General features: G+C 72.6%; 19 protein-coding genes and 1 pseudogene. 16 read left to right on the top strand and 4 right to left on the bottom strand.

Annotation, left to right across the window (positions count from 1 at the left end; genetic code table 11):
• Positions 1-170: 170 nt before the first annotated feature.
• On the top strand, positions 171-368 hold the full coding sequence (locus IG78_RS0105020; protein ID WP_037685117.1) for a CsbD family protein: 198 nt from the start codon (positions 171-173) through the stop codon (positions 366-368).
• 164 nt (positions 369-532) lie between these two features.
• On the opposite strand, the gene IG78_RS0105025 is transcribed toward IG78_RS0105020, so the two are convergent.
• Positions 533-1132 (bottom strand): FG-GAP repeat domain-containing protein, encoded by a 600-nt coding sequence (locus tag IG78_RS0105025; protein ID WP_030560001.1) that lies wholly within the window; start codon positions 1130-1132, stop codon positions 533-535.
• 557 nt (positions 1133-1689) lie between these two features.
• On the opposite strand from IG78_RS0105025, the gene IG78_RS0105030 reads away from it, so the two are divergent.
• The 8 genes from IG78_RS0105030 to IG78_RS0105065 all read left to right on the top strand — a co-directional run bounded on the left by IG78_RS0105030 (position 1690) and on the right by IG78_RS0105065 (position 12792).
• A complete protein-coding gene (locus IG78_RS0105030) occupies positions 1690-3216 on the top strand; it encodes an MFS transporter (RefSeq protein WP_078964836.1) in 1527 nt (508 codons plus the stop codon).
• A gap of 112 nt (positions 3217-3328) precedes the next feature.
• A complete protein-coding gene (locus tag IG78_RS0105035) occupies positions 3329-4129 on the top strand; it encodes a phytanoyl-CoA dioxygenase family protein (protein WP_051852377.1) in 801 nt (266 codons plus the stop codon).
• Between the two features lie 15 nt (positions 4130-4144).
• Positions 4145-4738 carry a DUF6309 family protein gene (locus tag IG78_RS0105040; RefSeq protein WP_030560007.1) on the top strand — a complete coding sequence of 198 codons (594 nt, stop codon included), beginning with the start codon at positions 4145-4147 and terminating at the stop codon, positions 4736-4738.
• The gene (locus tag IG78_RS0105045) at positions 4735-8973 is read left to right on the top strand and encodes an AMP-binding protein (protein WP_051852378.1); all 4239 of its coding nucleotides are present in this window, start codon (positions 4735-4737) and stop codon (positions 8971-8973) included. The genes IG78_RS0105040 and IG78_RS0105045 overlap by 4 nt, the downstream gene beginning before the upstream one ends.
• A 107-nt stretch (positions 8974-9080) precedes the next feature.
• Entirely contained in the window at positions 9081-10337 is a 1257-nt protein-coding gene (locus IG78_RS0105050; protein WP_030560010.1) for an aspartate aminotransferase family protein, read from the top strand.
• Between the two features lie 58 nt (positions 10338-10395).
• Positions 10396-11235 (top strand): TauD/TfdA family dioxygenase, encoded by an 840-nt coding sequence (locus IG78_RS0105055; RefSeq protein ID WP_030560011.1) that lies wholly within the window; start codon positions 10396-10398, stop codon positions 11233-11235.
• The gene (locus IG78_RS0105060) at positions 11232-11990 is read left to right on the top strand and encodes an SDR family oxidoreductase (RefSeq protein ID WP_030560013.1); all 759 of its coding nucleotides are present in this window, start codon (positions 11232-11234) and stop codon (positions 11988-11990) included. Before IG78_RS0105055 ends, IG78_RS0105060 begins: the two co-directional genes overlap by 4 nt.
• A gap of 4 nt (positions 11991-11994) precedes the next feature.
• Entirely contained in the window at positions 11995-12792 is a 798-nt protein-coding gene (locus IG78_RS0105065) for a class I SAM-dependent methyltransferase (RefSeq protein ID WP_051852379.1), read from the top strand.
• A 48-nt stretch (positions 12793-12840) separates the two neighbouring features.
• Here IG78_RS0105065 and IG78_RS52580 read toward each other — a convergent pair whose 3' ends face one another.
• Both IG78_RS52580 and IG78_RS52585 read right to left on the bottom strand, forming a co-directional pair.
• The gene (locus tag IG78_RS52580; protein ID WP_225881998.1) at positions 12841-13473 is read right to left on the bottom strand and encodes a DAK2 domain-containing protein; all 633 of its coding nucleotides are present in this window, start codon (positions 13471-13473) and stop codon (positions 12841-12843) included.
• A 102-nt stretch (positions 13474-13575) separates the two neighbouring features.
• Positions 13576-14550 (bottom strand): annotated as a pseudogene (locus IG78_RS52585) (dihydroxyacetone kinase subunit DhaK); the annotation flags it as partial.
• Between the two features lie 262 nt (positions 14551-14812).
• Here IG78_RS52585 and IG78_RS43865 point away from each other — a divergent pair.
• From IG78_RS43865 to IG78_RS0105085, 3 genes are all read left to right on the top strand, one after another.
• Positions 14813-15601, top strand: a complete 789-nt coding sequence (locus IG78_RS43865) for a helix-turn-helix domain-containing protein (protein ID WP_078964839.1) — start codon at positions 14813-14815, stop codon at positions 15599-15601.
• 543 nt (positions 15602-16144) lie between these two features.
• Positions 16145-17344, top strand: coding sequence for an alpha/beta hydrolase family protein (locus IG78_RS0105080; protein WP_051852381.1), 1200 nt, complete (start codon positions 16145-16147; stop codon positions 17342-17344).
• Between the two features lie 51 nt (positions 17345-17395).
• Entirely contained in the window at positions 17396-17944 is a 549-nt protein-coding gene (locus IG78_RS0105085) for a hypothetical protein (protein WP_030560018.1), read from the top strand.
• Positions 17945-17999: 55 nt separating this feature from the next.
• Here the strand turns inward: IG78_RS0105085 and IG78_RS0105090 are convergent, their stop codons facing one another.
• Complete coding sequence (locus tag IG78_RS0105090; RefSeq protein ID WP_030560019.1) at positions 18000-18953, bottom strand: LysR family transcriptional regulator; 954 nt, start codon at positions 18951-18953, stop codon at positions 18000-18002.
• 103 nt (positions 18954-19056) lie between these two features.
• Here IG78_RS0105090 and IG78_RS0105095 point away from each other — a divergent pair, with 103 nt between their 5' ends.
• The 4 genes from IG78_RS0105095 (at position 19057) to IG78_RS0105110 (ending at position 22685) form a co-directional block, all read left to right on the top strand.
• Entirely contained in the window at positions 19057-19950 is an 894-nt protein-coding gene (locus IG78_RS0105095) for an NAD(P)H-binding protein (protein WP_030560020.1), read from the top strand.
• A 67-nt stretch (positions 19951-20017) separates the two neighbouring features.
• Positions 20018-20383 carry a darcynin family protein gene (locus IG78_RS0105100; RefSeq protein WP_030560021.1) on the top strand — a complete coding sequence of 122 codons (366 nt, stop codon included), beginning with the start codon at positions 20018-20020 and terminating at the stop codon, positions 20381-20383.
• A gap of 251 nt (positions 20384-20634) precedes the next feature.
• Positions 20635-20865 carry a hypothetical protein gene (locus tag IG78_RS0105105; protein ID WP_030560022.1) on the top strand — a complete coding sequence of 77 codons (231 nt, stop codon included), beginning with the start codon at positions 20635-20637 and terminating at the stop codon, positions 20863-20865.
• Positions 20866-21218: 353 nt separating this feature from the next.
• A complete protein-coding gene (locus tag IG78_RS0105110) occupies positions 21219-22685 on the top strand; it encodes an aldehyde dehydrogenase family protein (protein WP_030560024.1) in 1467 nt (488 codons plus the stop codon).
• The last annotated feature ends 42 nt before the right edge of the window (positions 22686-22727 follow it).

Below are 22727 nucleotides of genomic sequence, written 5' to 3' on the forward strand. Positions count from 1 at the left end.
AAAGAGAACGCTGAACGGAATCGCTGAACGGTCGGACCGACCGGAGGGGAGTGCGCGGGGCATCGAGGGCCCGGGCCGCCCATGAGCAGGAGCGGCGCCACTCGAGATGCGCCCCCAGCACACCGCCCCTAGCGTGACAAACAGCAGTACACCGCAGCAAAGGAGTGACCGTGGGCGAGAACGCTATGGACAAGGCCAAGGGCAAGGCCAAGGAGATGGCCGGCAAGGTGACCGGGAACGACCGGATGAAGGCCGAGGGCAAGACGGACCAGGCCAAGGGCAAGGTGCGCGACGCCACCGACAACGCGCGCGAAAAGGCGGAAGGCGTCCGCGACTCTCTGCGTGACCGCGACGACGACAACCGCTGACGTACGCCGCAGGTGCCGCCCCTCCCGTTACGGGTGGGGCGGCGCCTTTGTACGCACCGTTCCCGTCCCTACACCATGCCGGGACGGCCGCCGGTTCCCCGTGGATAGAAGGCGGCCATGGCGGATTTATGGGAGAGGCTCGACTCCGGGCCGCGTCGGTGCCGTCAGGAGCAGGGCTTGTAGAAGTGCTTCCAGGCGTCGGTGGGCATGGTGGGCGGTTCGCCGGGGGCGCCGAACCGCCCGTACTTCTGCTGGACGTGGTCGCCGACGTCAAAGTGGCCGGAGGCACGGGAGCCGAGGTCGGCGCGCTTGAGGGGGCCGGGGCGGAAGTCGGCGACACGCCTGGTCGCCGGGTCGTCCCCACCCGAGGGCTGGACGATGTTGACGACGATGTCCAGGGTGCCGTCCTGGGTGAAGTCGGCGACCGCGGCGGTGGCGACCTGGTCCGTCCGCACGCCGAGAAGGTCGTCGACGGAGTGCTTCGGGCCGAACGAACCGCTCGCGGTGCCCCATTGGACCGTCATTCTGGTGCCGGTGTTCCCGGGGTTGCTCATCCTGTCCGGGTTGCCGTCCGCGTCGAGATCCCCGACCAACGTGGCCGCTCCGGCCAGGCACGGGACCGCGAGCACGGCGACGGTGCGGCCGGACCGGCTCGCCTCGCCTGTCTCGGGCCCGACCGCCCCTGCCTGGCAGGCGGCGTACGTCAGGGTCACGGAGGCCGCCCCGAGGGGCGCGGCGATCCAGCGCGAACGTACGTGCGACATAAACGAGGACCCTTCCATCGTTACCGCGCGGCGGGCGCCGTGGAGCTGTGGCCCGAGAACCGTACGGACCGCGGGTCCGCGGCCACGTCGGCGAGAATCGCGTAGCCCGCAACCTACGTAATCAGGGGTGCGCGCCGTGCTCCACGGCCTCGGACGAGGCGGAGGGCCGTTCCTGACTCGGCGGTAAAACTCGCGAGTAATGTCCCGGGCGCACCGGCATTCGCATGCTGGAGCAGGCAGCACTTCGCAGCACATTCCCGTGGAAGTGGTTTAGACCATACTCCTGGATCGATGCACGGTCAACATCTTGCCTACCATTCGGGGCAAGAGTAGATTCCCCCGCCAAGCACCAACCGGAATAGCCCGTCGTTGCACATGCTGAAATGCCTCCGTTGCACATGGTGAAATCTCGGCGTTGCACATGGTGAAATCGTCTCAAATGGCAGGATGAGGATGGCGAGCAACTGGCCTCCTGTGCTTCTCTGAGCCGAGCCGAATCACGGATTCCGCTACGGTTTCTTTGCGGTTTCTTTGCGTTTCTTTGCAAGGGAGGGTATGTGATTGCCGTTCGCAGGCACGGGCGACATTTACGCGTCACGCGCTCCTCCCGTGCCTCCTGTGCGAGATGTCGGCAATCCGTATCGGAGCATGACTCCCGGCACCGGGACGAGAGGCTGTTGCGGGCGGCGTTCATCATTTCCAGCAGTGGGGACTGGATATTCCGGTTCGCCTTACCCGTCCTCGTGCTCCAGCTCACCGGATCGGCCGCATCGGCTGCACTGACCTATGCAGTCGAATTCGTGCCGTTCGTAGTCATAGGCCTGTTCAGCGGAGTCGTCGCCGACCGGGCCGACCGGCGGAAACTGATGATGGCGTGCGATGTGGTCTCCGCGGCGATCGTCGCCGGGATCGGCGTGCTGTGTCTCCTCGATCCGCCGGCGGTCCTGGTGATCGTGGCCGCTTTCCTGCTGGGGTGCGTGCGGCCGTTCTCGTTCCCCGCGTTCCAGGGATTCATCACCGAGCGCGTCGCCAAGGACCGGCGGGCCACGATGAACGCCTGGGTCCAGGGCGCGGACGGCACCCTCGGCATGCTGGGCCCGGTCGCCGGTGTCGCGGTCGTCACGCTCCTCGGGCCGACCGCGGCGAGCTTCGTGAACGCGGCGTCGTTCACCGTGTCCGCCCTGCTGATCGGCGCCACCGCCGTCCTCGCGGCAGGGCCGCGGCTGCGGACGTCGATCCGCACCGCGTGCCGCTCGCTCCTCCCGGACTCCGTCGCGGCGCTGCGCATGCTGCGCGCCGAGCGGGCCCTGTGGTGGGCCACGATCCTGCTGACCCTGGCCAACTTCACGTTTCCCGCCGCCGCGGCCAATCTCGTCTACATCGTGGCGGGGCCCGACGGGCACGTCCCGGCCTCGCTCGCGGTGATCGCCGCCGCACAGGGACTCGGCGCAGCGCTCGGCGCCGCCGCTTCGCCCGTGCTGCTGCGGAGGTTCGCCCCGGGCACGCTGATGGCGGCGGCCATGGCCGTGAAGGCCCTGGCCCTGACGCTGCCCGCACTTCAGCCGGGCGTCGGGACGCTGACCCTGTGCTGGTTCGTCGTGGGCGTGACGACCTCCACGTTCATCGTGCCCTGGCGGACCTATCGGCAGGGAGCGGTCGATCCGGAATTCCTCGGCCGGGTGGTGGGGCTGCAGCGGGCCATCCCCTTTTCCGCCGTTCCGGTCAGTTCCCTGCTCGGGAGCTGGCTGGTCGTCGAATTCGGGGTCACCACGCTGTTCACGGCCATCGCGGCCGTCCAGGTGCTCGTCTGGCTCGGTACCCGCTTCTCCCCGCTGGGGAGAGCCGACGACGCCGACAACACGGCTGGATCCGGAACAGCGGAATCCAGAGCGACGGAACCCGACGCGTCGAAATCCGGCACGGCGGAATCCCGCGCCGTCGACTCCAGAGCTGTGGAGTCCAGAGCCGTGGAATCCAGAGCCGTGGAATCCAGAGCCGTGGAATCCGGCGCAGCACAATCCAGTGCGCCAGGACCCGATGTCGCCCGGCCCCCGGGAATGCCGATCGCACAGCGGATCTCATAAGCAGCCCTTGAGCGGCCCGATCTGCACTCCGTGCAGGCAGATCGCGCCGAAAACCTATGCACGTCCACTCCGTCATTGTTCGCCGTTATCAGTCACGGAAAGGTGTGAGTTGATGCCATTATTTTTCGAGGGAAACGGAACGGTGTCGGCACAGCGGGAGCACTTCGCGGAGTCCGGCTATCTCGTCCTGCCAGGTCTGCTCCCCGAATCGCTGCTCGACCGGCTGGTGCCGGAGGTGGACCTCTGGGTGGACGACGGACTGCGGTCCCGGTCGATCGCCGCCTGCCTGGACCCCGGCCCCGACGACGACCCGCCACCCGTCATGGAGCTTGAGCTGCCCGCACACGGCGAACTCCTCACCCACGAGCCGCTGTTGCAGGTCATCGCGGACCTCATGGGCGCCCCGTTCGTCTTCCACCACCTGCACAGCGACCGGCACAACCCCGGGGCCCCCGGCAAGCCATGGCACCACGACCACGAACCCAACGACCGCGACGACCCCGGCCTGGTGATGGTGCACGCACTGCACTACCTCGGCGGTCTCGACGGCACGGTCGGCAGCCTCACCGTGGTGCCCGGCTCCCACCACAGCCCCTGGAGCAAGTCCGCGCTCGCCCACCTCGACACCTCCGAACTGCCCGGCGAAGTGGTCATCGACGCGTTGCCGCCCGGCTCCACGGTGCTCATCAACTCCGCCCTGCTGCACGCCCGCAGACCCACCGCGAGCCCGCCCGGCACCCTGCCCCGCTACTTCGTCGACGCGTCGTACTGCCAGACGGGGGCACGCTGGCGGCCCGTGAAGCCGTACTGGCGGCACATGCTCGCCGCCGCCCGCGACCTCGACCTCGGCGGCGGGCGCTGGCCGGAGCTGTTCGCGGAACGGCACTTCACCGAGTACGCCCGGCCGGCGTGAGAGAGGACAGCGCGCATGCAGATCATCGGCCCCGCCACCTTCGACGAGGTACACGCCCACTTCCACCGGGACCACCCCGTCGCACGCGACCACGACGTCAACACCAACGCGGACGCGGACAGCGCACTGCTCCTGGCCGACACGGCCTTCCGCACCTGGTCGACGGTACGGCTGTCGCGCGCCGACGTCCGCTCGGTGCTGCTGCCCTGGCACATCGGCTGCGGCGGCGGACGCGAACTCGTGCCGCCCACCGGCCTCACGGTCGGTGAGACGGCGGACCTCCTGCGCGCGCACGAACCGGAGTTCGCGGCGGCCAACCCGGTGTGCACCGCCAAGCTCACCCTGTTCCGCACCCACCCGCTCTCCTCCATCTACCTCACCACCCGCCCCATCCCCCACGACCACTACGCGGGCCTGCCCACCGACGAAGGCCTGGTCCACCTCGACGGCCTGCACCGCCTGCTCGCCTGGGAGCTTGCCGGACGCCTGTCGCCACGCGAGGAACTCACCGCCTACATCGCCGGTGACCTCACCTTCCTCACCCTCCTCACCTCGGCCGCCACGAGTGACAGCGCACCGAACGCCACCACCGGAGGTCCACGCCCATGACGCGAGCGATGCGCTCCCCCGCCTCGCCGTCCGACGCCCCGCAGCCCGGACCGCTGCGGGCCACACCTCCCGAACAGCCCCGGACGACCCTGCCCGACCTGCTCCTGCGCAACGCCCGCGACCACCCGGACCGGCCCGCCCTCAGCGACGGGACCCGTACCCTCGACCACCGCGGGCTCGACGCCGCCACCGCGCACATCGCGGCCCGCCTCACCGGCCTCGGCGCCGTGCGCGGCGACCGGGTGGCGCTGCTCGGCCCCCGGGACGCCCGTATGTGCGCGCTGCTGCACGGCGTGCTCCGCGCGGGAGCCACCGCCGTCCTGGTCGACCCGGAGTGGAGCCCACGCGATGTCCACCGGCGCCTGGCCGCCGTCAAGGTGCGCCACGTCCTCAGCACCGCCGCGCACCTGCGTGCGCCCGAGCCGTACGACACCGAGTACGTGGACGTCGACGTGCTGCCCGCGAGCACGCGGGGCGAACCTGCCGCCGCGCCCCCCTGCGCCCCTGACGACCTCGCGTATCTGTCCTTCACCTCCGGGTCCAGCGGGGAGCCCAAGGCCGTCGCGGTCACCCACGCCAACGCGGTGCACTACGCGCTCGCCCTGCGCGAGAGGCTCGGCCTCACCGACGCCGACGCGCCGTGCGTCGCCCATGTCACCACCCTTGCCGCCGACCTCGGGCACACCGCGTGGCTGCTCGCCCTCGCGACCGCGGGCTCGGTGCACGTCGTGCCCGACGCGCGGACGCGCGACCCGGAGGCGTTTTGGGCGTCGCTGCGCGAGGCCGGGGTCGGCGTGCTCAAGACGACGCCCTCGCATCTGACGGCCCTGCTCGCGGGACGGCCGTCGGACGCGCCCGCCCTCGACACCGTCCTGCTCGGCGGGGAAGCCCTGCCCCGGTCGCTGGCCGCGGGCCTGCTCGCCGACGGAGTGACCTCCCGGATCGCCAACCACTACGGGCCGACCGAGACCACCGTCGGCGCCACCTGCTTCCTCGCCGCCACCGTGGCCGAGCTGCCCGCCGACGAGCCCACCGTGCCCATCGGAACCGCGATCGGCGACGTCGAACTGCGGCTCGCGCCCGAGACCGGGGAGGGCGAGCTGTACATCGGCGGCCAGGGCGTGAGCGCCGGGTACTACGGCCGCCCGTACGAGACCGCGCGCCGCTTCGTGGCCCACGAGGGGCGGCGGATGTACCGCACGGGTGACGTGTGCCGGCGCAGGCCTGACGGCAACCTCGTGTTCGTCGGGCGCTCGGACCGCCAGGTCAAGGTCCGGGGCTTCCGCGTCGACCCCGCCGAGATCGAGCGGGCCATCGAGGAGTTCCCCGGCGTCGGCCAAGGCGCGGTGATCGTGCGCGCCACCCCGGCGGGCAGTCAGCTCCTGGCCGCCGTGCGTCTCGCCGCCGGGTGCGAGGAGGAGCAGACGCTCGCCGCGCTCCGCACCCATCTGCACGACCGGCTACCCGGCTACTCCGTGCCGCAGCCGGTCCTCGCCCTTCCGGAGTTCCCCTTCGGCGCCAACGGCAAGCTCGACCGCGTGCGCCTGAGCGGCATCGTGTCCGGTCTCATCGAGTCCCGGGCCCGCACCGCACGCCCCGAGCCGTCCACGCCGCAGTCGCCCGCCGACCGTACCGCCGCCTCCCTCGCGCACGCCGTGTGCGAGCTGTGGGCGGACGCCCTCGGCCTGCCCGTGGTGGACCCGCACGCCGACGTGCTGAGCCTCGGCGGCGACTCGATCCTCGCCATGCGCACCATTGCCTTCCTGCGCCGCCGCGGTCACCGCGTCGCGTTCGAGGACTTCTACGAGCATCCGACGCCCACGCGCCTCGCGGCCGTCGCCGCGTCGTCACGGCGGCGTCCCCAGCCGCGTACGGGAACGACGGCCGCCGAGCCGCACCATCTGGCGCCCGCCCAGCGGTGGCTGTTCCGGCAGCCCGTCGACGAGCCGCGGCACTGGAACCAATCGGTACTGCTTCGGTGCCGTGCGCGCGTGGACGCGGGTGCCCTGGCACGGGCGGTCGAGGCCGTCCTGCACCGGCACACCGCGCTGCGCAGGCCCATCGGCCCCGGCGGTCTCGGCCCGCTGCGGGCCGCGGGCGACCTGGACGCGGTGAGCCACTCGCGGGTGCGCGCGGAGGAGCCGCCGGCCGAGGCGGTCGGCGCGGTCTGTACCGAGCTGCACCGCTCCCTGGACCCGGAGGCCGGGCGGCTGCTGCGGGTGCATCTGTTCGCGGGCGGGCCGGGTGTCGACGACCGGATCGCGCTGATCGCCCATCACCTCGTGGTGGACGGCCTCTCCTGGCGCATCCTCCTCGACGACCTCGCCGCCGCCTACCGCGCCGAGTCGGCGGGGCGCCGGGCCGAACTCCCGCCGACCGCCGACTTCTACGCCTGGGCCGCGACCGCGCCCCGGGCCGGGGCCGCCCGACCGGCGGTCGCGCCCCGGCTCCCGGTGGACGACGCCACCTCGGGCACCGAACCCGCCACCCTCGTCTGGAGCCTCGACGAGCAGGCAACAAGCCGCCTCGTCGGGCGCCACGGCCGCGCACAGGGCCTCGAAGCCCTGCTGCTCGGCGCGTTCGCCGACGCCACCCTCGCCTGGAGCGGCCGGCGCGGCCTCGGCGTGGAAGTGGAGACCCACGGCCGCGGGACCGACGGCGCGGACGGGCAGTACCTGGACACGGTGGGCTGGTTCACCGCCGTCAAGTGGCTGGCCGTCGCAGCCGTCGACGGCAGCCGGGACGTGGCAGCCGTCGAGGACCTCGTACGCCGTGCCCCCCAGTTGCCCATGGACGTCGAAGGGGCACGCCCCGAGGCGGCGTTCAACTTCCTCGGCACGTTCCGGCTGCCCGACGAGCCGTCCCTCGACTGGACGGTGGCCGACGAGCAGGCGGGGGCGGCCCGCTGCCACACCGGGGACTCCCTCTACCGGCTGCGGCTCACCGCCCGGATCGTCGACGGCCGCCTCGTGACGGACCTGGTGTACGCCTGGCCCCGGCTCTCGCACGACAGCGCGGAGCGGATCGTCGGCGCGTTCTCCCGGGCGGTCGCCGCCGCCGCGGACGCCGAACCGCCCCCGTACGTGCGGGCGCCGGTGTCCACCTCGGGGCAGTTGCTGCACACCGGTGCCACGCCCCCGCGGGGCCGCTGGAGCGTGGTGCGCGAGCCGGTCTCCGTGCTCCTGACCGGGGCGACCGGCTACCTGGGCGGGCATGTGCTCGACGAACTGGCCGGGCGTGGCGCGCACGTGACCTGCCTGGTGCGCGGGTCCGGTGACGCCGAGGCGGCCCGCCGCCTCGGGGGCGCGGACGTGGTGGCCGGAGACATCACCGCGGAGGGCCTCGGCCTGTCCCCCGCGGGGCTCGCCCGGGCCCGTGAGGCGCAGGTGGTCGTGCACGCCGCCGCCGACGTACGCCTCGTCGCCTCGCCGGCCGAGCTGGAGGACACCAACCACACCGCGGTGCGGCGGCTGCTCCACTGGGTCGACACCCACGCCCCCGGTGCCCGCTTCCACCACATCTCCACGCTGGCCGTCTCGGGCGAGGTGGAGGGGCCCGCGCGCCGCTTCAGCGAGGCCGACCTGCGCATCGGACAGGGCTTCCGCACCCCGTACGAGAAGGCGAAGTTCCACGCCGAGGAGACCGTGCGCGCCTGGGCCGCCGCGGGACGCCACGCCAGTGTGCACCGCAGCGGCCACATCGCGGCGCACAGCCTGACCGGGGCGTTCCAGCGCAATGTCGCGGACAACCGGATCTACCAGACCGTGCGCGGCTACATCCTCGCCGGGGCCGCGCCCAGCCGGCCCGCGACCACGTTCGAGTTCTCCCACGTGGACACGGTGGCGGCGGGGATCGCCGCGCTCGCGATCCATCCGTACGCGGCGCCCGGCGTCTACCACGTCGAGTCGCCGCACACCGTCGCCCACGACGACCTCGTGGCGTGGATGGCCCGGCACGGCTACCCGGTCCGGCTCACGGACGACGCCACGTTCGCCGCGGCCCTTGCCCGCGCGGAGCGGCACCACCCGACCGTGGCCCGGCTCGCCTCGACCTGGTCGCAGCTCGGCGACCGCAATGTCGTCGTCGACAGCGCGTGGACCCAGTCCGTGCTCGACCGGCTCGGGGTGCGCTTCACCGAACCGACCGCCGAGTGGTGGTCGGCCGCGCTGTCGTGGGCCGCCGACCAGGGCTTTTTGCCGCACAGATCCCCGGTGCCCGCCGACCCCGCGCACTGACCGCTCCCCCGGCCTCCGGCCTCCGGCGTCCGCCGACCCGGACGCCGCCCAGTCCGACCCGGCCCCGCCACGCGCGGGCAGCCGACAATTCCCTAGGAAGTGACGCGATGCCCCAGCTTTCCCCGGTGCTCCAGCAGGCCACACCCGTGGTCGCCACCCGCGGCGAGGGGATGTACCTGTACGACGCCGACGACCGGCGCTATCTCGACTTCACCGCCGGCGTCGGCGTGACCAACACCGGCCACTGCCATCCCCGGGTGGTCGAGGCGGTGCGGCAGCAGGCGGGGCAGTTGATCCACGGCCAGTACACGACCGTGCTGCACGACCGGCTGCTCGCCCTGACCGAGCGCCTGGGCGACGTGCTGCCGGAAGGACTTGACGCGCTGTTCTACCTCAACTCCGGCAGCGAGGCGGTGGAGGCAGCCCTGCGGCTCGCCCGGCAGGCCACGGGCCGGCAGAACGTGATCGTGTTCGACGGCTCCTTCCACGGGCGCACCATGGGGGCGGCGGCGCTGAGCACGGCGGGCATCCGCTTCCGCGCCGGGATCGGCCCGCTGATGCCGGGCGTCGCGGTGGCGCCGTTCCCGCACGCCTTCGCTCTCGGGCTGAGCGAGGAGGCCGCCGTCGAGCACGCCCTTCGCGGCCTCGACCACGTCCTGGCCACCGTCAGCGCGCCCGCCGAGACCGCGGCGATGTTCGTCGAACCCGTCCTGGGTGAGGGCGGTTACGTGCCAGCGCCGCCGGGCTTCCTCGCGGGGCTGCGGGAGCGTGCGGACCGGCACGGGATCCTCCTCGTGCTGGACGAGATCCAGACCGGCTTCGGCCGCACCGGGCGGTTCTGGGCCCACCAGCACTCCCCCGGTGTCACACCGGACGTGCTGATCACCGCCAAGGGCCTGGCCAGCGGCTTCCCGCTGTCGGCGATCGCCGCGCCCGCCGAGCTGATGGGCCGCGCCTGGCCGGGCTCGCAGGGCGGGACCTACGGCGGCAACGCCGTGGCGTGCGCCGCGGCTCTCGCCACCCTCGACGTCATCCAGGACGAGGGCCTGGTGGACAACGCCGCCGAGCAGGGCCGCCGCCTCGCGGACGGCCTGCGCAAGACCGCCGCCGACGTCCCGGCCGTCGCCGACGTACGCGGTACGGGCCTGATGCTGGCCAGCGAGTTCCGCCGCCCCGACGGCTCCCCGGACGCCGATCTCGCCCGGAAGGTGCAACGCGCCGCCGCCGAACAGGGATTGCTGCTGCTGACCTGCGGGGTGCACGGCAACGTCGTGCGGATGATCCCGGCGCTCGTCGTCACCGCCGAGCAGATCGACGACGCCCTCTCGCTGTGGTCCGCCGCCGTCGCCACGGCGATCCGGTGAGGGACCGGTGCAGGACCGCCCCCATTTCCGTACGCCTCAAGAAGGGACCGAACACGCCATGACGGGAACCACGATCGACGACATCGGCTGGACCAGCGAGTACCTGGAGTCCGCACGCGACGTCTGGTCGCTGTCGGTCACCGACGACGACCGGCGGCTGCTGTGGGCGGACGCCCTCGCCGGGCGCTGGGGCGCGGGCGGGGCCCCGTACACGTCCGTGCGCTCCTTCATCGGCAGCAGCCTCGACGCCGTCGGGTTCGTGAACGTACGCAACGTCATGTCCCCCGACGCCTCCGACGCCGACCTCATCACCGGCCTGTCCTTCGTCCTGGACGAGATCGGCGGGGCCATACCGCAGAACGCCCAGGGCGACCTGTGGACCATCCTGCGCGACCGCGACGGTGACGGGGCCACCGAACTCGGCTTCCACTGCGACACCTGCGACCTGCTCGTCCTGCTGTGTCTGCGGCCCGCCGCGGACGGCGGCGGCATGACGAAGCTGGCCAGCGCACGGCACGTGTACGACATCATCGAACGGGAACGCCCGGACGTCCTCACCCTGTTGCAGGAGGAGTGGCGGTTCGACCGCACCGGCCGCGCGGGCCAGCAGATCGTCACCACCCCCATCCTGTTCACCCAGGACGACGGGACGGTCGGCTGTTACTACCAGACCCGTACGGTACGGGCGTCCGCGCAGCTCGACGCCCGGCAGTTGGACGCCCTCGACTACCTGGACGAGGTCCTCTACCGGCCGGAGATCGCCTTCGGGCTCCAGCTCGGCGCGGGGGATCTGCTGATGATCCGCAACAGCCGCGTGCTGCACGGGCGTTCCCCGTACGTGGACGTCCCCGGGCCACAGGCCCGCCGGATCCTGCGCGCCTGGATGAACGAGCGATGAGCGGCGGTCACGGCAGGATCGGCGTCGTCACCGGTGGCGGCGGCGGCCTGGGGCGTGCCGCCGCGCTCGCCCTGCTCGACCAGGGCTGGTCGCTCGCGCTCGCCGGGCGGCGCAAGCAGGCCCTTGAGGAGACCGCGGCACTCTCGGGCGCCGCCGCGGACCGGGTGATCGCGGTGCCCACCGACATCGGCGATCCGGACCAGGTCGCGGCGCTGTTCCGCACGGTCGGCGACCACTTCGGCCGGCTCGACCTGCTGTTCAACAACGCGGGCGCGGCCGTCCCGCGCAGACCGGTCCCGGACGTGGGCCTCGACGACTGGAACCGCATCATCGCCACCACCGTCACGGGGACGTTCCTCTGCTCCCAGGAGGCGTTCCGCATGATGCGCGACCAGTCCCCGCAGGGCGGGCGCATCATCAACAACGGCGCGCCGTCCGCCCACGCGCCCCGCCCCCACGCCATCGCCTACACCACGGCCAAGCACGCCGTGCTCGGCATCACCCGGGGCCTGTCCCTGGACGGCCGCCCCTACGACATCGCCTGCGGACAGATCGACGTGGGCAACGTGACGCCGGTGGACGGAAGCCCGCAGCCGCCCTCGATGCAGGGCGACGGCACCACGGCGGTCGAGGCGACCATCCCGGTGGAGCGCTTCACCGATGCCCTGCTGTTGATGGCGTCGATGCCGCCGGGCACCAACGTGCAGTCCCTGACGGTGCTTCCCACGACCATGCCCTACATCGGCAGGGGGTGACGCGATGCTGGTCAGCGCCCGGTCCTTCGACGAGTACCGGGCCATGTTCGCGCTCTCGGACGACGACCTCGGACAGCGTGTCCTCGACTGTCCCGGCGGGGCCGCGAGCTTCGTGGCGGAGGCTGGGGCCCGGGGCGTCGACGCGGTCGGCGTCGACCCGCTGTACGGTCCGGAACGAGACGTGCTCGGCGCCCTCGCACTGCGCGAGATCGAGCACAAACACGCGTACGTGGCCGACAACGCGGAGGGCTTCGTCTGGGACTGGTTCGGCACCCCCGAGCGCTACACCCGGCTTCGGGCCGAGTCGGCGCGCGCCTTCACCGCCGACATCGCGGCCCGCCCGGACCGCTATGTCGCCGGCGCGCTGCCGCATCTGCCGTTCCCCGACCGCTCCTTCGACCTCGTCCTCAGCTCGCACCTGCTGTTCTCCTACGGGGCGCAGCTCAGCGAGGACTTCCACCTGAGCGCACTGATCGAGCTGGTGCGGGTGGCACGCCGTGAAGTGCGGCTCTTCCCGGTCGTGCTGCACACGAGCGACCACCGCTACCCGGCCCTGGACCAACTGCGCGCGGCGCTGGACGCCCTGGGCGTGCCGTCGCGCCTTGACCGGGTCGACTACGCGTTCCAGTTGGGCGGCGACGAGGTCCTCGTCCTCGACGCCGCCGCCCGCGGGCCGCTGCCCGCCACGCGACCGGGCGCGGACGCGCGTGATCCGGTGCGGTGGCGGCATCTGGGGGCGGCGGCCGGGGGCGTGGGCGGGGCGGCGTCCGGGACCGGCGCCGCGCCCGTGCCCGGGGCCTGAACCCGGCCCGCCACGAGGGAGGCGGGCCGGGTGCAGGGCCCGCCCGGGTCAGTGCGCGGTGATGTGCCCAGGGGCGGGAAGCCGCGTGGCCGTGGCCGGTTCGTGGACGTCGGCCAGCGCGGTGTAGAGCAGCGCCACCGCAAGGGCACCGGGGTCGGGGACGCCGATGGCGTGGTCTCCGACGTAGCTCGCCCTGCCCCGGCGGGCCCGCAGCGTGGCGGTGGCCAGGGCGCCGCGGACGGCGGCCTCCGCGGCACAGGTGAGGGGTGCGTCGGCGGCCTCCGGCGGCGGCGACGCGAGGGTGTCGGCGGCGGAGGCGAGGGCGTCGACGAGGGTGCAGTCGCCGGGGGCCGCGCCGCCGACCCGGCGGATCGCGGCGAGCGCGCCGGAGGTCGCCTCGGACAGCGCGGGCAGGGACGGCGCCCGGCCGTCGGCGGGCGAGACGGCGGCCAGGTGCTGGAAGAGCAGCCCGAACAGCGGTCCGCTGGTGCCGCCCACCTCGTCGAGGAAGACATGGGCGAGCGCGGCCGTCCCCTCGACGCCGGTCTCGTCGGCGCGACGGACGGCGCGGCGCACACCGCCCGCGAGGTTGTCACCGAAGTCGCCGTCCCCGACGAGCTGGTCGAGCCTGGTGAGGTTGTCGCGGACCTGCGTGACGATCAGCGCGTACCGGTCGAGCACCGCACGGCTGCCGTGCCCCTGCTCGTCGGCGGCCGGGGCGGCCGTCGGCGGCTGCGCGGCCGGGCCGGGGTCCGCGGTGCCGACACACTTGGGGAAGGTGAGGGGGGTGCCTGTGTCGACGTCCCAGAGGTCCGTCCAGCCCTCTTCGAGCCGCGTCAGGGTGAGCGAGAAACCGGCCATGTCCAGGGCGGAGGTGTAGGTGCCGGGGACCACGAGGGCGGCCCTGATGCCGCGTTCGGCGAGCAGGTCCACAAGGAGGGCGCTGAGGGAGTGCAGCTCCAGGCTGGTGGTGGCGCCCAGGCCGTTGACGAGGGCGAGCACCTCGTCGCGGCCGGGCGGGAGCGCGGCGAGGAGTTCGTCCGTCATCTGGCGTACGAGGGTGTCGACGGGCGGGCGGGCCATGGTGCGGACACCGCGTTCACCGTGGATGCCGACGCCGTATTCGAGGATGCCGGCGGGCAGGTCGAAGGCGGGCACACCAGTGGTCGGCGAGGTCTGTGCGCGGGCGGCGACGGCCAGGCTGCGTGAGCGGGACACGATCCGGGAGCCGAGTGCGGCGAGTTCCTCCAGGGTGGCGCCGCGGTCCGCGGCGGCACCGAGCAGCTTCTCCACGATCACGGTGGCGGCGGTGCCGCGGCGGCCGGTCGCGCTGTCCGCGATGTCGGTGGCCAGGTCGTCGTCGACCAGGACCGATGCCACGGGGATGCCGTCGTGGCGCAGGCGTTCCGCCGCGATCTGGAAGTTGATGACGTCACCGGTGTAGTTCTTCACGATGAGCAGGACGCCGTCCCGCTTCGCGACCGCCCGGCTCGCCTCGTAGATCTGCCGGTTGTGCGGGGAGGCGAAGACCTGCCCCGGACACACCGCGTCGAGGCCGCCGCACCCGAGCAGGCCGGTGTGCAGCGGCTCGTGACCTGACCCGCCGCCCGACACCAGGGCCACGCGCCGGTCGGGGTGGGGCGTGCGCGCGGTGAGGTGGAGCGGGGCGTCGTGCACCGCGATGGTGTCCGGGTGGGTCAGGGCGAGGCCGCGGGCCGCGGTCGGCACCGCGTCCGTCTCCGGCAGGAAGTAGGTCATGGCAGGAACCTCCAAAGGCGTGCGGGCAGGCGCATGCGAACGCCCGGGCGATGTGGTGACCGCCCGGCCCGGCGCCGCTGCGGCCCCACCATGACCGCCGACGACCGGCCACCACCGGAACTCTACAATTCCGGTACCCTCGGGTTCCGGTTCGTCCGCGTCGGCGCGCTGGCGCCACCTGCGTGCTTTCCACGCCCGCGACCAGCGCACTCGCCCACTCCTCCACCTGGGCGCACCGCTGAATTTACTGGAGCTTTGCCTTATGGATGCCCGTCGTCAGGACCTCGGACGGATGGTGCGCGCCTGGCGCGCGGCCCGGCCGCCGGAGGCGGTCACGGGCCTGGTGCCGGGCCGCGGCCGGCGCGCCCGCCTCACACAGCTCGACGTGGCGCTGCTCCTCGGCGTCTCCGAGCGTTGGTACCGCGCCCTGGAGAGCGGCGAGGACCGGGCCTACAGCCGGGACTTCATCGACGGTGTCGTACGTGTGCTGGGCCTCGGCCCCGCTCAGGCCGCCGCGCTCCACCGGGGCACCGGCCACTCGCCGCCGCGGCCGGGGCCCACGGATCCGGCGCCCGAACTGCTCGACCTGGTGCGGCGGCAGCACTGCATCAGCTTTCTGTGCGACGCGGCCTGGGACGTCGTCCACGCGAACGACATCGCGGCCCGCCACTGCCCCTGGCTCGTGCGCCCGTGGGCCAACGTCATGGTCTGGGCGTTCTCCGACGAATCCCGCTATCAGCTCCGCGAGTGGCAGAGCCACTGGGCAGGGCCACTCCTCGGGCAGCTCCGGCTGTCCTGGCAGCGCGGCGGCCCGAATCCCCGCCTGGACGAGGTCGTGCACACCATCCGCCGCGCACCGGACACAGAGCGCCTCTGGCAGTCCCACACCCCCACGGGCACCTTTCCCCTCGGCACCCCGCACCCCATGTACCTTCCCCTGTTCTCCGCACGCCCGACGCAAGTGCGCATCGCCGCCTGCGTCCCGTGCGACGCGCCGGGCACCCGCTGGATCATGCTCACTCCGGCGGACGGCGCGGTTGGTTTTCCGTGACGGGGACGCGCGAAGGCACGACATCCGCACTGGCGCGCCATCCCCTCACCCGATCGTGAGTTCTCCCCGCCCCCGGCCCCCTGTCACGCGACGCTGGCAAGAGCGGCGGGCGACCGGCGCCGCGTACGCGTGCTGTCGGCGGGAGGTGCCATGACATGGGGGTCGGAGCGGCGGGCCCGGCGGGCCGTCGATGACGCCTGAGAGGTGGGAGCCGGGCGCGTTCGAGGTCCGCATCGACGTCCTTCGCCGCCATGCCCGCCTGCTACGTCGCCCCCCATGTCGCGCGACTCCTGTCGGCCACGCAAGGGCAGGCCACGGGGTCACCGACACGGTGTCGCACAACGCCCGGTGGAACCCGCCCCGCCGCACAATCTCCTGACAACCCATGGGCCAACCGGGCGATGCGACGCTCCGTCCTCCCGGACGCGGCGGGAGATGTCCCGCCGCGGTGTCCGGAAGCACGAGGGCCGTCGAGCGATGGCCGAGGACTGGAGAGCCAGGATGAGACGACGGGTACACACGCACACAAGAGCGCGGGGCACCGTGGGCGGGGCACTGCTCGCCGCGCTGTTGCTGGGCGCGAGCCTGACGGGCGTGAACGGGGCGGCCGCCGCGGCCGGGGACGCCGACCGGGGGGCGGCCGGTGCCCGTGCCACGGGGCGGACCGCGGTCGTGACGGAGTCCTACGATCTGGGAGACACGGCGTTCACCGACCCCGCCGGCGGAACGGTCAGTGAGATCCGCGCGGTGGTGCACCGCCCCAGCCAGGTCAGCGGCAAACTGCCCCTGGTGGTGCTCTCGCACGGCTCCTGGTTCGCGTGCACCGACACCGAAGCGCAGGCGTGGCCATGTGACCGGGGCCGTCCGTACCCCAGTTTCCGTGGTTACGACTACCTCGGCCGGGCCCTCGCGGCGCGTGGGTTCGCCGTGGTCTCGCTCAGCGCGGACGGCATCAACATGACGTCCTTCGACTACGGGGACCGCGCCAGACTCGTCAACGAACACCTGCGACTCCTGAGCCAACTCTCCTCGGGGGGCGGAGCGTTGGCCCGGACCCTGCCAGCGCTTCGCGGGCACCTGGACATGCGGCGCGTCGGGACGCTCGGGCATTCCCGGGGCGGCAAGGGCGTGATGTGGCAGGCGTCGGACAAGCACCGGGACGAGGCTCCCGACGGTGTCCGGGTGAAGGCCGTCCTCGCCCTGGCACCCGTGAAGTTCGACTGGCCCGACGGCGACAACAGCGACACCCTCGTCACGCGGTCGTCCGTCGCCGTCGTGACCTCCGGCTGTGACGGCGCCGTGGGGGAGGCGGGCCAGCAGTACCTGGACGACGTCGAGGGGCGCACCCGAGAGCCCGCGTACTCGGTCGCGCTGCGCGACGGCAACCACAACTTCTTCAACACGCAGTGGACCCCGCCCGCCCAGCTCGGCGAGGACGACAGCACCTGCCCCGGCCGTGGCCTCGCCCCCGCCACGCAGCAGCACGCGCTGACGGCCTACGCCACCGCCTTCTTCGACAAGCAGCTCAAGGGCGATGCCACGAACGAGGGCCTGCTCACGGGTGAGCGCGCCCTGCCCGGGGTGGCCTCGAAGACCCGCATGGTCCGGCCGGACGTCTGGTCGGCGATGTCCAACGGTGTCCCCACCGGCCACGTAGCCGAGTCACCCCGCCCCCACGGCGCTGGGGGGTCAAGTCCCCGTACTGCTGCGCCCGTTGGACTTCCGCAGGCCTATGATGACTGACCAGTCGCCATACGTGGTCCGCGCAGGGCTGCGCACCCGGGAGGCGGTGTGATGTCAGGGGCCGCCCAGTGGGTGGACGAGCGGCTCATCGGGCCGGGGGCGCGCCCCGCCGAGCGGGTGGTCGGGTACGCGACCGGCGTGCTCGGCGGTGTCCTCGCCGGGGCAGGTGCGGTCGGCGCGGGGTGGTCCTCGCCGGCGGTGGCCGTCGTCGCGGTGGTCGCCTTCGACCTGTTCGGCGGGGCCGCGGTCAACGCCACCTCCGTGGCCAAGCGTCACTTCCACCGGCCGGGACGCACCGCCCGGCACCATCTCGGCTTCGTCGCCGTACACGTCCAGCCGTTCCTGTTGGCGCTCGTGGTCCCAGGATTCGGCTGGGGTACGGCGGCCGTGGTCTACGCCTTGGCGCTGACCGCCGCGCTGGCCGTGACCCGCACGCCCGCGGGACCACAGCGCCGCCCGCTGGCCTTCGCCGTGACGGTGCTCGCCATCGCCGCGGCGACACTCGTCTCGACGGTGCCGGACGAACTCGCCTGGTTCACCCCCGTACTGCTGATCAAATTGCTGCTCGCCCATCTGCTCCCGGAGGACACCGCGCCCTGAAGCGGCGCCGTCCCCCCTCCACCGGGGCAGTCATCGGGGCACCCGTCGGGACGCTTCAGGGCGCGACACGGCGCAGCGTCCGGCGGACGGCGTCGCGGAGCCAGTGGTGGGCCCCGTCCGCGGCGTGGCGGGGGTGCCAGGCCATGCCGAGGGTCAGGGGCGGCAGGGACAGCGGGATGTCCAGGACACGGAGGCCGAGCGTGGTGGCCGCCTCGGTGAGGGGCGAAGGGGCGGCGCCGGGGGGTGAGACGGGGACCAGGCAGACGGCGTCGGTGCGGGCGGCCAGCGTCATCGCCGCCAGGTGGCTGGGCAGGACGACGGTGACCCGCCGGTCGAGGCCGAGGTCGGCAAGGGCGGCGTCCAGGGGCCCGGTGAACCGTCCGCGGCGGCTGACCGCGACGTGTTCGGCGGCCGCGAGACGGGCCGGGGTCAGGGTCCCTTCGGTGAGGGGGTGGCCGGGGCGGACGGCTGCCGTCATGTAGAGGGTGGCCAGGTCCTCGACCTGGGTCTCGGGGTCGACGTGGTCGATCGAGCCGACTTCCAGGTCGATGCGGCCGTCACGCAGAGCCGGTCCGCCCTCCAGGTCCTCGGCCCTGAACCGCAGCGAGACCCCCGGCGCCTCCTGCCGGGCAAGGCGCAGCAGGCCGGGCGCCAGTGCCGCACCGACGACGTCGGCGGCCTGGAGGGTGAAGGTGCCGCGCAGGGTGGCGGGGTCGATGTCGGTGCCGGGCGTGAGCAGCGCCCCCAGGCGGCGCACCACGGCGGCCGCCTCCTCGCGCAGTGCCTGGGCGCGGGGGGTGGGCACCATGGTCTGTCCGGCCCGGACAAGGAGGGGGTCCTGGAGGAGGCGGCGGAGCCGGGCGAGGGTGCGGCTCATGGCTGCCGGTGAGGTGTGCAGGCGGGCGGCGGCGCGGGTGACGCTCTGCTCGGCCAGCAGGGCGTCGAGGGCGACTGCGAGGTTGGCATCGAGGACCGGGTCGACCGGCTGTGCGCTGTTCACCAGGGTCATTCCATTCCAGGCAATGATTAAGTGCTGAAGTTCCCATTGTGGCAACACCTTGGGCCTCCGCAGGATGAGGGCGTACCGAAACGGCACGACCTGCGAGGTTTTCATGATCGTCATCACTGCTCCCACCGGGAACATCGGCGTCCGGCTGCTGCCTCTGCTCCTGGAGTCCGCCCCCGCCCGCGGCGAGGAGCTGCGTGTGGTCGTACGTGACCCCGCCCGGCTCCCGGAGTCCGTACGCGAACACGTCGAGGTGGTCATCGGCTCGCACGGTGACGCCGAGGTCGTCGACCGTGCCTTCGAGGGCGCGGACGCCGTCTTCTGGCTCGTCCCGCCGGACTCCGCCAAGACACCGACGGACGCCTTCAGCAGCTTCACCCGCCCCGCCGCCGAGGCGCTCGCCGCCCACGGGGTCGGCCACGTCGTCGGCGTCTCCGCCCTCGGCCGCGGCACGCCGCTCGCCGACAGCGCCGGGCTTGTCACCGCCTCCCTCGCCATGGACGACCTCATCGCGGACACCGGTGTCGCCTACCGGGCCCTTGCCAACCCCTCCTTCTACGAGAACCTCCTGGAGGAGGCCGACTCGATCCGCGAGAAGGGCGTCTTCACCGACGTCGTCGACGCCGACCGCAAGGCCCCTCTCGTCTCCGTCACCGACATCGCCGCAGTGGCCGCCGGTCTGCTCCTGGACCGCTCCTGGACCGGCAGCGGCAGCGTCCCGGTCCTCGGCCCGCAGGACCTGTCCCCCAGTGACCTGGCCCGCGTCATGAGCGAGCAACTCGGCCGACCCGTCCGCTACGAACGCCGGCCCTTCGACGAGCTGCGCACCACCCTCGTCGCCCACGGCCTCGACGAGGCGTTCGTCGACGGCATCGTCGAGATGAAGCAGGCCAAGGACCAGGGTCTCGATGCGGGCGTCACCCGCGCCCCGGACAACGCCACCCCCACCACCTTCGACCAGTGGTGCGCCGAGGTCCTCAAGCCCGCCGTTCTCGGCTGAGGCCACCGGCCCGGCCCATCACCGCCACGACACGCGGCCCCGTACTGAACCGCAAGAGGAGAAGACCATGTCAGCTCAGGAAACCGCGCCGCCGGTCACCGCCTTCATGCTCGTCAAGACCACGCCCGAGTGGCTCGCCATGACTCCCGAGGAGCGGGTGCACGCCTTCTCGACGCAGGTCGTCCCTGCCGTCAAGGCCAGGACCACCGGTGTCCGCTCACGCTTCTACGACACGGAGTTCTACTCGACGCGCGTCACCGACGTCTGGGTCTGGGAGGCCGACGACCACCACTCCTACCAGCTCCTCATCGACGCGCTGCGCGAAACCCCGTTCTGGGACCGCTACTTCACGGTCGTCGACCTCCTCGTCGGCACCGAGAACGGCTACGCCCGCACCTACGGCACCGAGGCCGTCACCACCATCACCACCTGATCGGCACAGCACACAGCACACAGCGCCGGCGCGGTCGCACATAAGGACCCGCGTCCACGAACGGGTCCTGAGAGAAACTGCCCCTCGCCCGAGGGGCCGTTTCTCGTTGTGCGCTCGCGGGCGGCATCCGCTCATCGAGCTGTCGTCTGCGTCTGTTCGAGTGGAGAGCGCGCCCTGTCCCGTTACGCGGCCGAGCTGTCGCGGCAGGTGATAGAGCGACAGTAGCCGCATATTCCAGGAGGAATATCCTCATGCGTGTTCGTTCCACCATCCTCGCCGCCGCTCTCACCGTGTCCGTCCTGGCTGTCGGGGCCGGCGCGGCCGTCGCCGACGACCACGACCGCTACAACCCGCCCGTCGGGCAGAGCTACCACCACCAGGATGTCGACCGCACCTACGAGAGCATCGGCGGCCCGGACGGCGTCGTCTGGGCGACGCTCGAGGGTCACGACAAGAAGGGCCACGGTCACCAGCCCCGCTGACGACCGCGCTCGAAGAGCAGGCAGCACCACGCCCCGAGCGGGCGTGGACACGCAGTCCCCTCCCGGGGCAGGGCCGGCGCAAGGGCCCCTGCCCCGGGAGGTGCAGTTCGGGGGGTGCTCCCACCAGCTCACCGCCTCGCGGAACTCCTAGGGCCTGTCTGACCATTCCCGTCTGCCACGCGACGGGAATGGTCAGACAGGCCCTAGCCCAACCAGGTCACATCGGTGCCCAACCCTCCCCCCGCCGGTGCGTCCCCTTGGCCGGTGCGCACCGGCCGGACGATGTTGGTGCCCGGTGTGCGTGCCGGTGGGTGACCTCGGCACGGACAGGTACGAGAGCGAGGGAGCCCACGATGCCGGAACTGTTCGTCGACGGCGAGTGGACCGGGGCCGTCCACGGTGCGCGACGGGATGTGGTCAATCCGTTCGACGCCTCCGTGGTCCAGCAGGTCGACGACGCCGACGAGGCGGACGTCGACCTCGCCGTGCGGGCGGCGCGGCGCGCCTTCGACCGCGGCGACTGGTCGGGCGCGCCCACCAGGGTGCGGGCCGATGTCCTGCTCAGGGTGGCGCGGTTCCTGCTGCGGGACCAGGAGGAGATCGCCCACGTCGAATCGCTCGACACGGGCAAGACGCTCGCCGAGGCCCGGATCGACGTCGAGGACGTCTCGAACGCGTTCCGCTACTTCGCTGAGATCGCCGACAAGGACGGCGGCCGGGTCGTGGACGTCGGCCCCGATGTGCTCAGCCGGGTCACCTACCACCCCATCGGGGTCTGCGCGCTCATCGCGCCGTGGAACTACCCGCTGCTCCAGGCCTCCTGGAAGGTCGCACCGGCGCTGGCGGCGGGCAACACTTTCGTACTCAAGCCCAGTGAGACGACGCCGCTCTCCACGGTCCACATGTTGCGGCTGATCGCCGAGGCGGGCGCTCCTGCCGGGGTCGCGAACCTGGTGCTCGGCCCGGGCGCGACCGTCGGCGCGGCCATGTCGTCCCACCCCGAGGTGGACCTGGTCTCCTTCACCGGTGGTCTGGGCACCGGGCGTCGGATCATGGAGGCGTGCGCGCCGGGTGTGAAGAACCTCGCGCTTGAGCTCGGCGGCAAGAACCCGAACGTGGTCTTCGCGGACTGCGACTTCGAGGCCGCCGTCGACCACACCCTTGAGGCGTCCTTCCTGCACTCGGGTCAGGTCTGTTCGGCCGGGTCCCGGCTCCTCGTGGAGGACTCGCTGCACGACCGGTTCGTGGAGCGTCTCGCCGCCCGCGCGGGCGCGATCCGGCTCGGCAACGGGCTCGACCCGCGGACCGAGAGCGGGCCGCTCAGCTCGGCGGAGCACCGGGAGAAGGTCGAGGGCTATCTGGAGATCGCCCGTGCCGAGGGCGCCCGCCTGGTGTGCGGCGGGCGGCGCCCCGACGACCCCGAGCTGTCGCGCGGCTTCTTCCTGCTGCCCACCATCTACGCCGACTGCGACCGCTCCATGCGGATCGTGCAGGAGGAGGTGTTCGGGCCCGTGGTGACGGTGGAGCGGTTCCGCTCCGAGGACGAGGCCGTGGAACTGGCCAACGACACCCGCTACGGCCTGGCGGGCGGCCTCTGGACGAGTGATGCGAGCCGCGCCCAGCGGGTCGCCGCCCAACTGCGGCACGGCACCGTCTGGATCAACGACTTCCACCCCTATGTGCCGCAGGCGGAGTGGGGCGGCTTCGGCCGTTCCGGCTTCGGCCGCGAGCTGGGACCCACCGGCCTGCGCGAGTACCAGGAGGCCAAGCACATCTACCAGAACCTGCGGCCGGCCCCCGGCGGCTGGTTCAAGGGCTGACGCGACAAGGGCCGGCGGGACAACGGCCGGCAGAACAAGGGC

Source organism: Streptomyces aureocirculatus (assembly GCF_000720475.1).
In the GTDB taxonomy this organism is placed as follows: domain Bacteria; phylum Actinomycetota; class Actinomycetes; order Streptomycetales; family Streptomycetaceae; genus Streptomyces; species Streptomyces aureocirculatus.

What these genes read in the sequence shown, in the direction of transcription:
- IG78_RS0105055 (WP_030560011.1), top strand. Translation starts at nt 10,396, where the DNA reads ATGACGGGAACCACGATCGACGACATCGGCTGGACCAGCGAGTACCTG.
- IG78_RS0105035 (WP_051852377.1), top strand. Translation starts at nt 3,329, where the DNA reads ATGCCATTATTTTTCGAGGGAAACGGAACGGTGTCGGCACAGCGGGAG.
- IG78_RS0105085 (WP_030560018.1), top strand. Translation starts at nt 17,396, where the DNA reads ATGTCAGGGGCCGCCCAGTGGGTGGACGAGCGGCTCATCGGGCCGGGG.
- IG78_RS0105105 (WP_030560022.1), top strand. Translation starts at nt 20,635, where the DNA reads ATGCGTGTTCGTTCCACCATCCTCGCCGCCGCTCTCACCGTGTCCGTC.
- IG78_RS0105040 (WP_030560007.1), top strand. Translation starts at nt 4,145, where the DNA reads ATGCAGATCATCGGCCCCGCCACCTTCGACGAGGTACACGCCCACTTC.
- IG78_RS0105110 (WP_030560024.1), top strand. Translation starts at nt 21,219, where the DNA reads ATGCCGGAACTGTTCGTCGACGGCGAGTGGACCGGGGCCGTCCACGGT.
- IG78_RS43865 (WP_078964839.1), top strand. Translation starts at nt 14,813, where the DNA reads ATGGATGCCCGTCGTCAGGACCTCGGACGGATGGTGCGCGCCTGGCGC.
- IG78_RS0105050 (WP_030560010.1), top strand. Translation starts at nt 9,081, where the DNA reads ATGCCCCAGCTTTCCCCGGTGCTCCAGCAGGCCACACCCGTGGTCGCC.
- IG78_RS0105065 (WP_051852379.1), top strand. Translation starts at nt 11,995, where the DNA reads ATGCTGGTCAGCGCCCGGTCCTTCGACGAGTACCGGGCCATGTTCGCG.
- IG78_RS0105025 (WP_030560001.1), bottom strand. Translation starts at nt 1,132, where the DNA reads ATGTCGCACGTACGTTCGCGCTGGATCGCCGCGCCCCTCGGGGCGGCC.
- IG78_RS0105095 (WP_030560020.1), top strand. Translation starts at nt 19,057, where the DNA reads ATGATCGTCATCACTGCTCCCACCGGGAACATCGGCGTCCGGCTGCTG.
- IG78_RS0105100 (WP_030560021.1), top strand. Translation starts at nt 20,018, where the DNA reads ATGTCAGCTCAGGAAACCGCGCCGCCGGTCACCGCCTTCATGCTCGTC.
- IG78_RS0105060 (WP_030560013.1), top strand. Translation starts at nt 11,232, where the DNA reads ATGAGCGGCGGTCACGGCAGGATCGGCGTCGTCACCGGTGGCGGCGGC.
- IG78_RS0105090 (WP_030560019.1), bottom strand. Translation starts at nt 18,953, where the DNA reads ATGACCCTGGTGAACAGCGCACAGCCGGTCGACCCGGTCCTCGATGCC.
- IG78_RS0105045 (WP_051852378.1), top strand. Translation starts at nt 4,735, where the DNA reads ATGACGCGAGCGATGCGCTCCCCCGCCTCGCCGTCCGACGCCCCGCAG.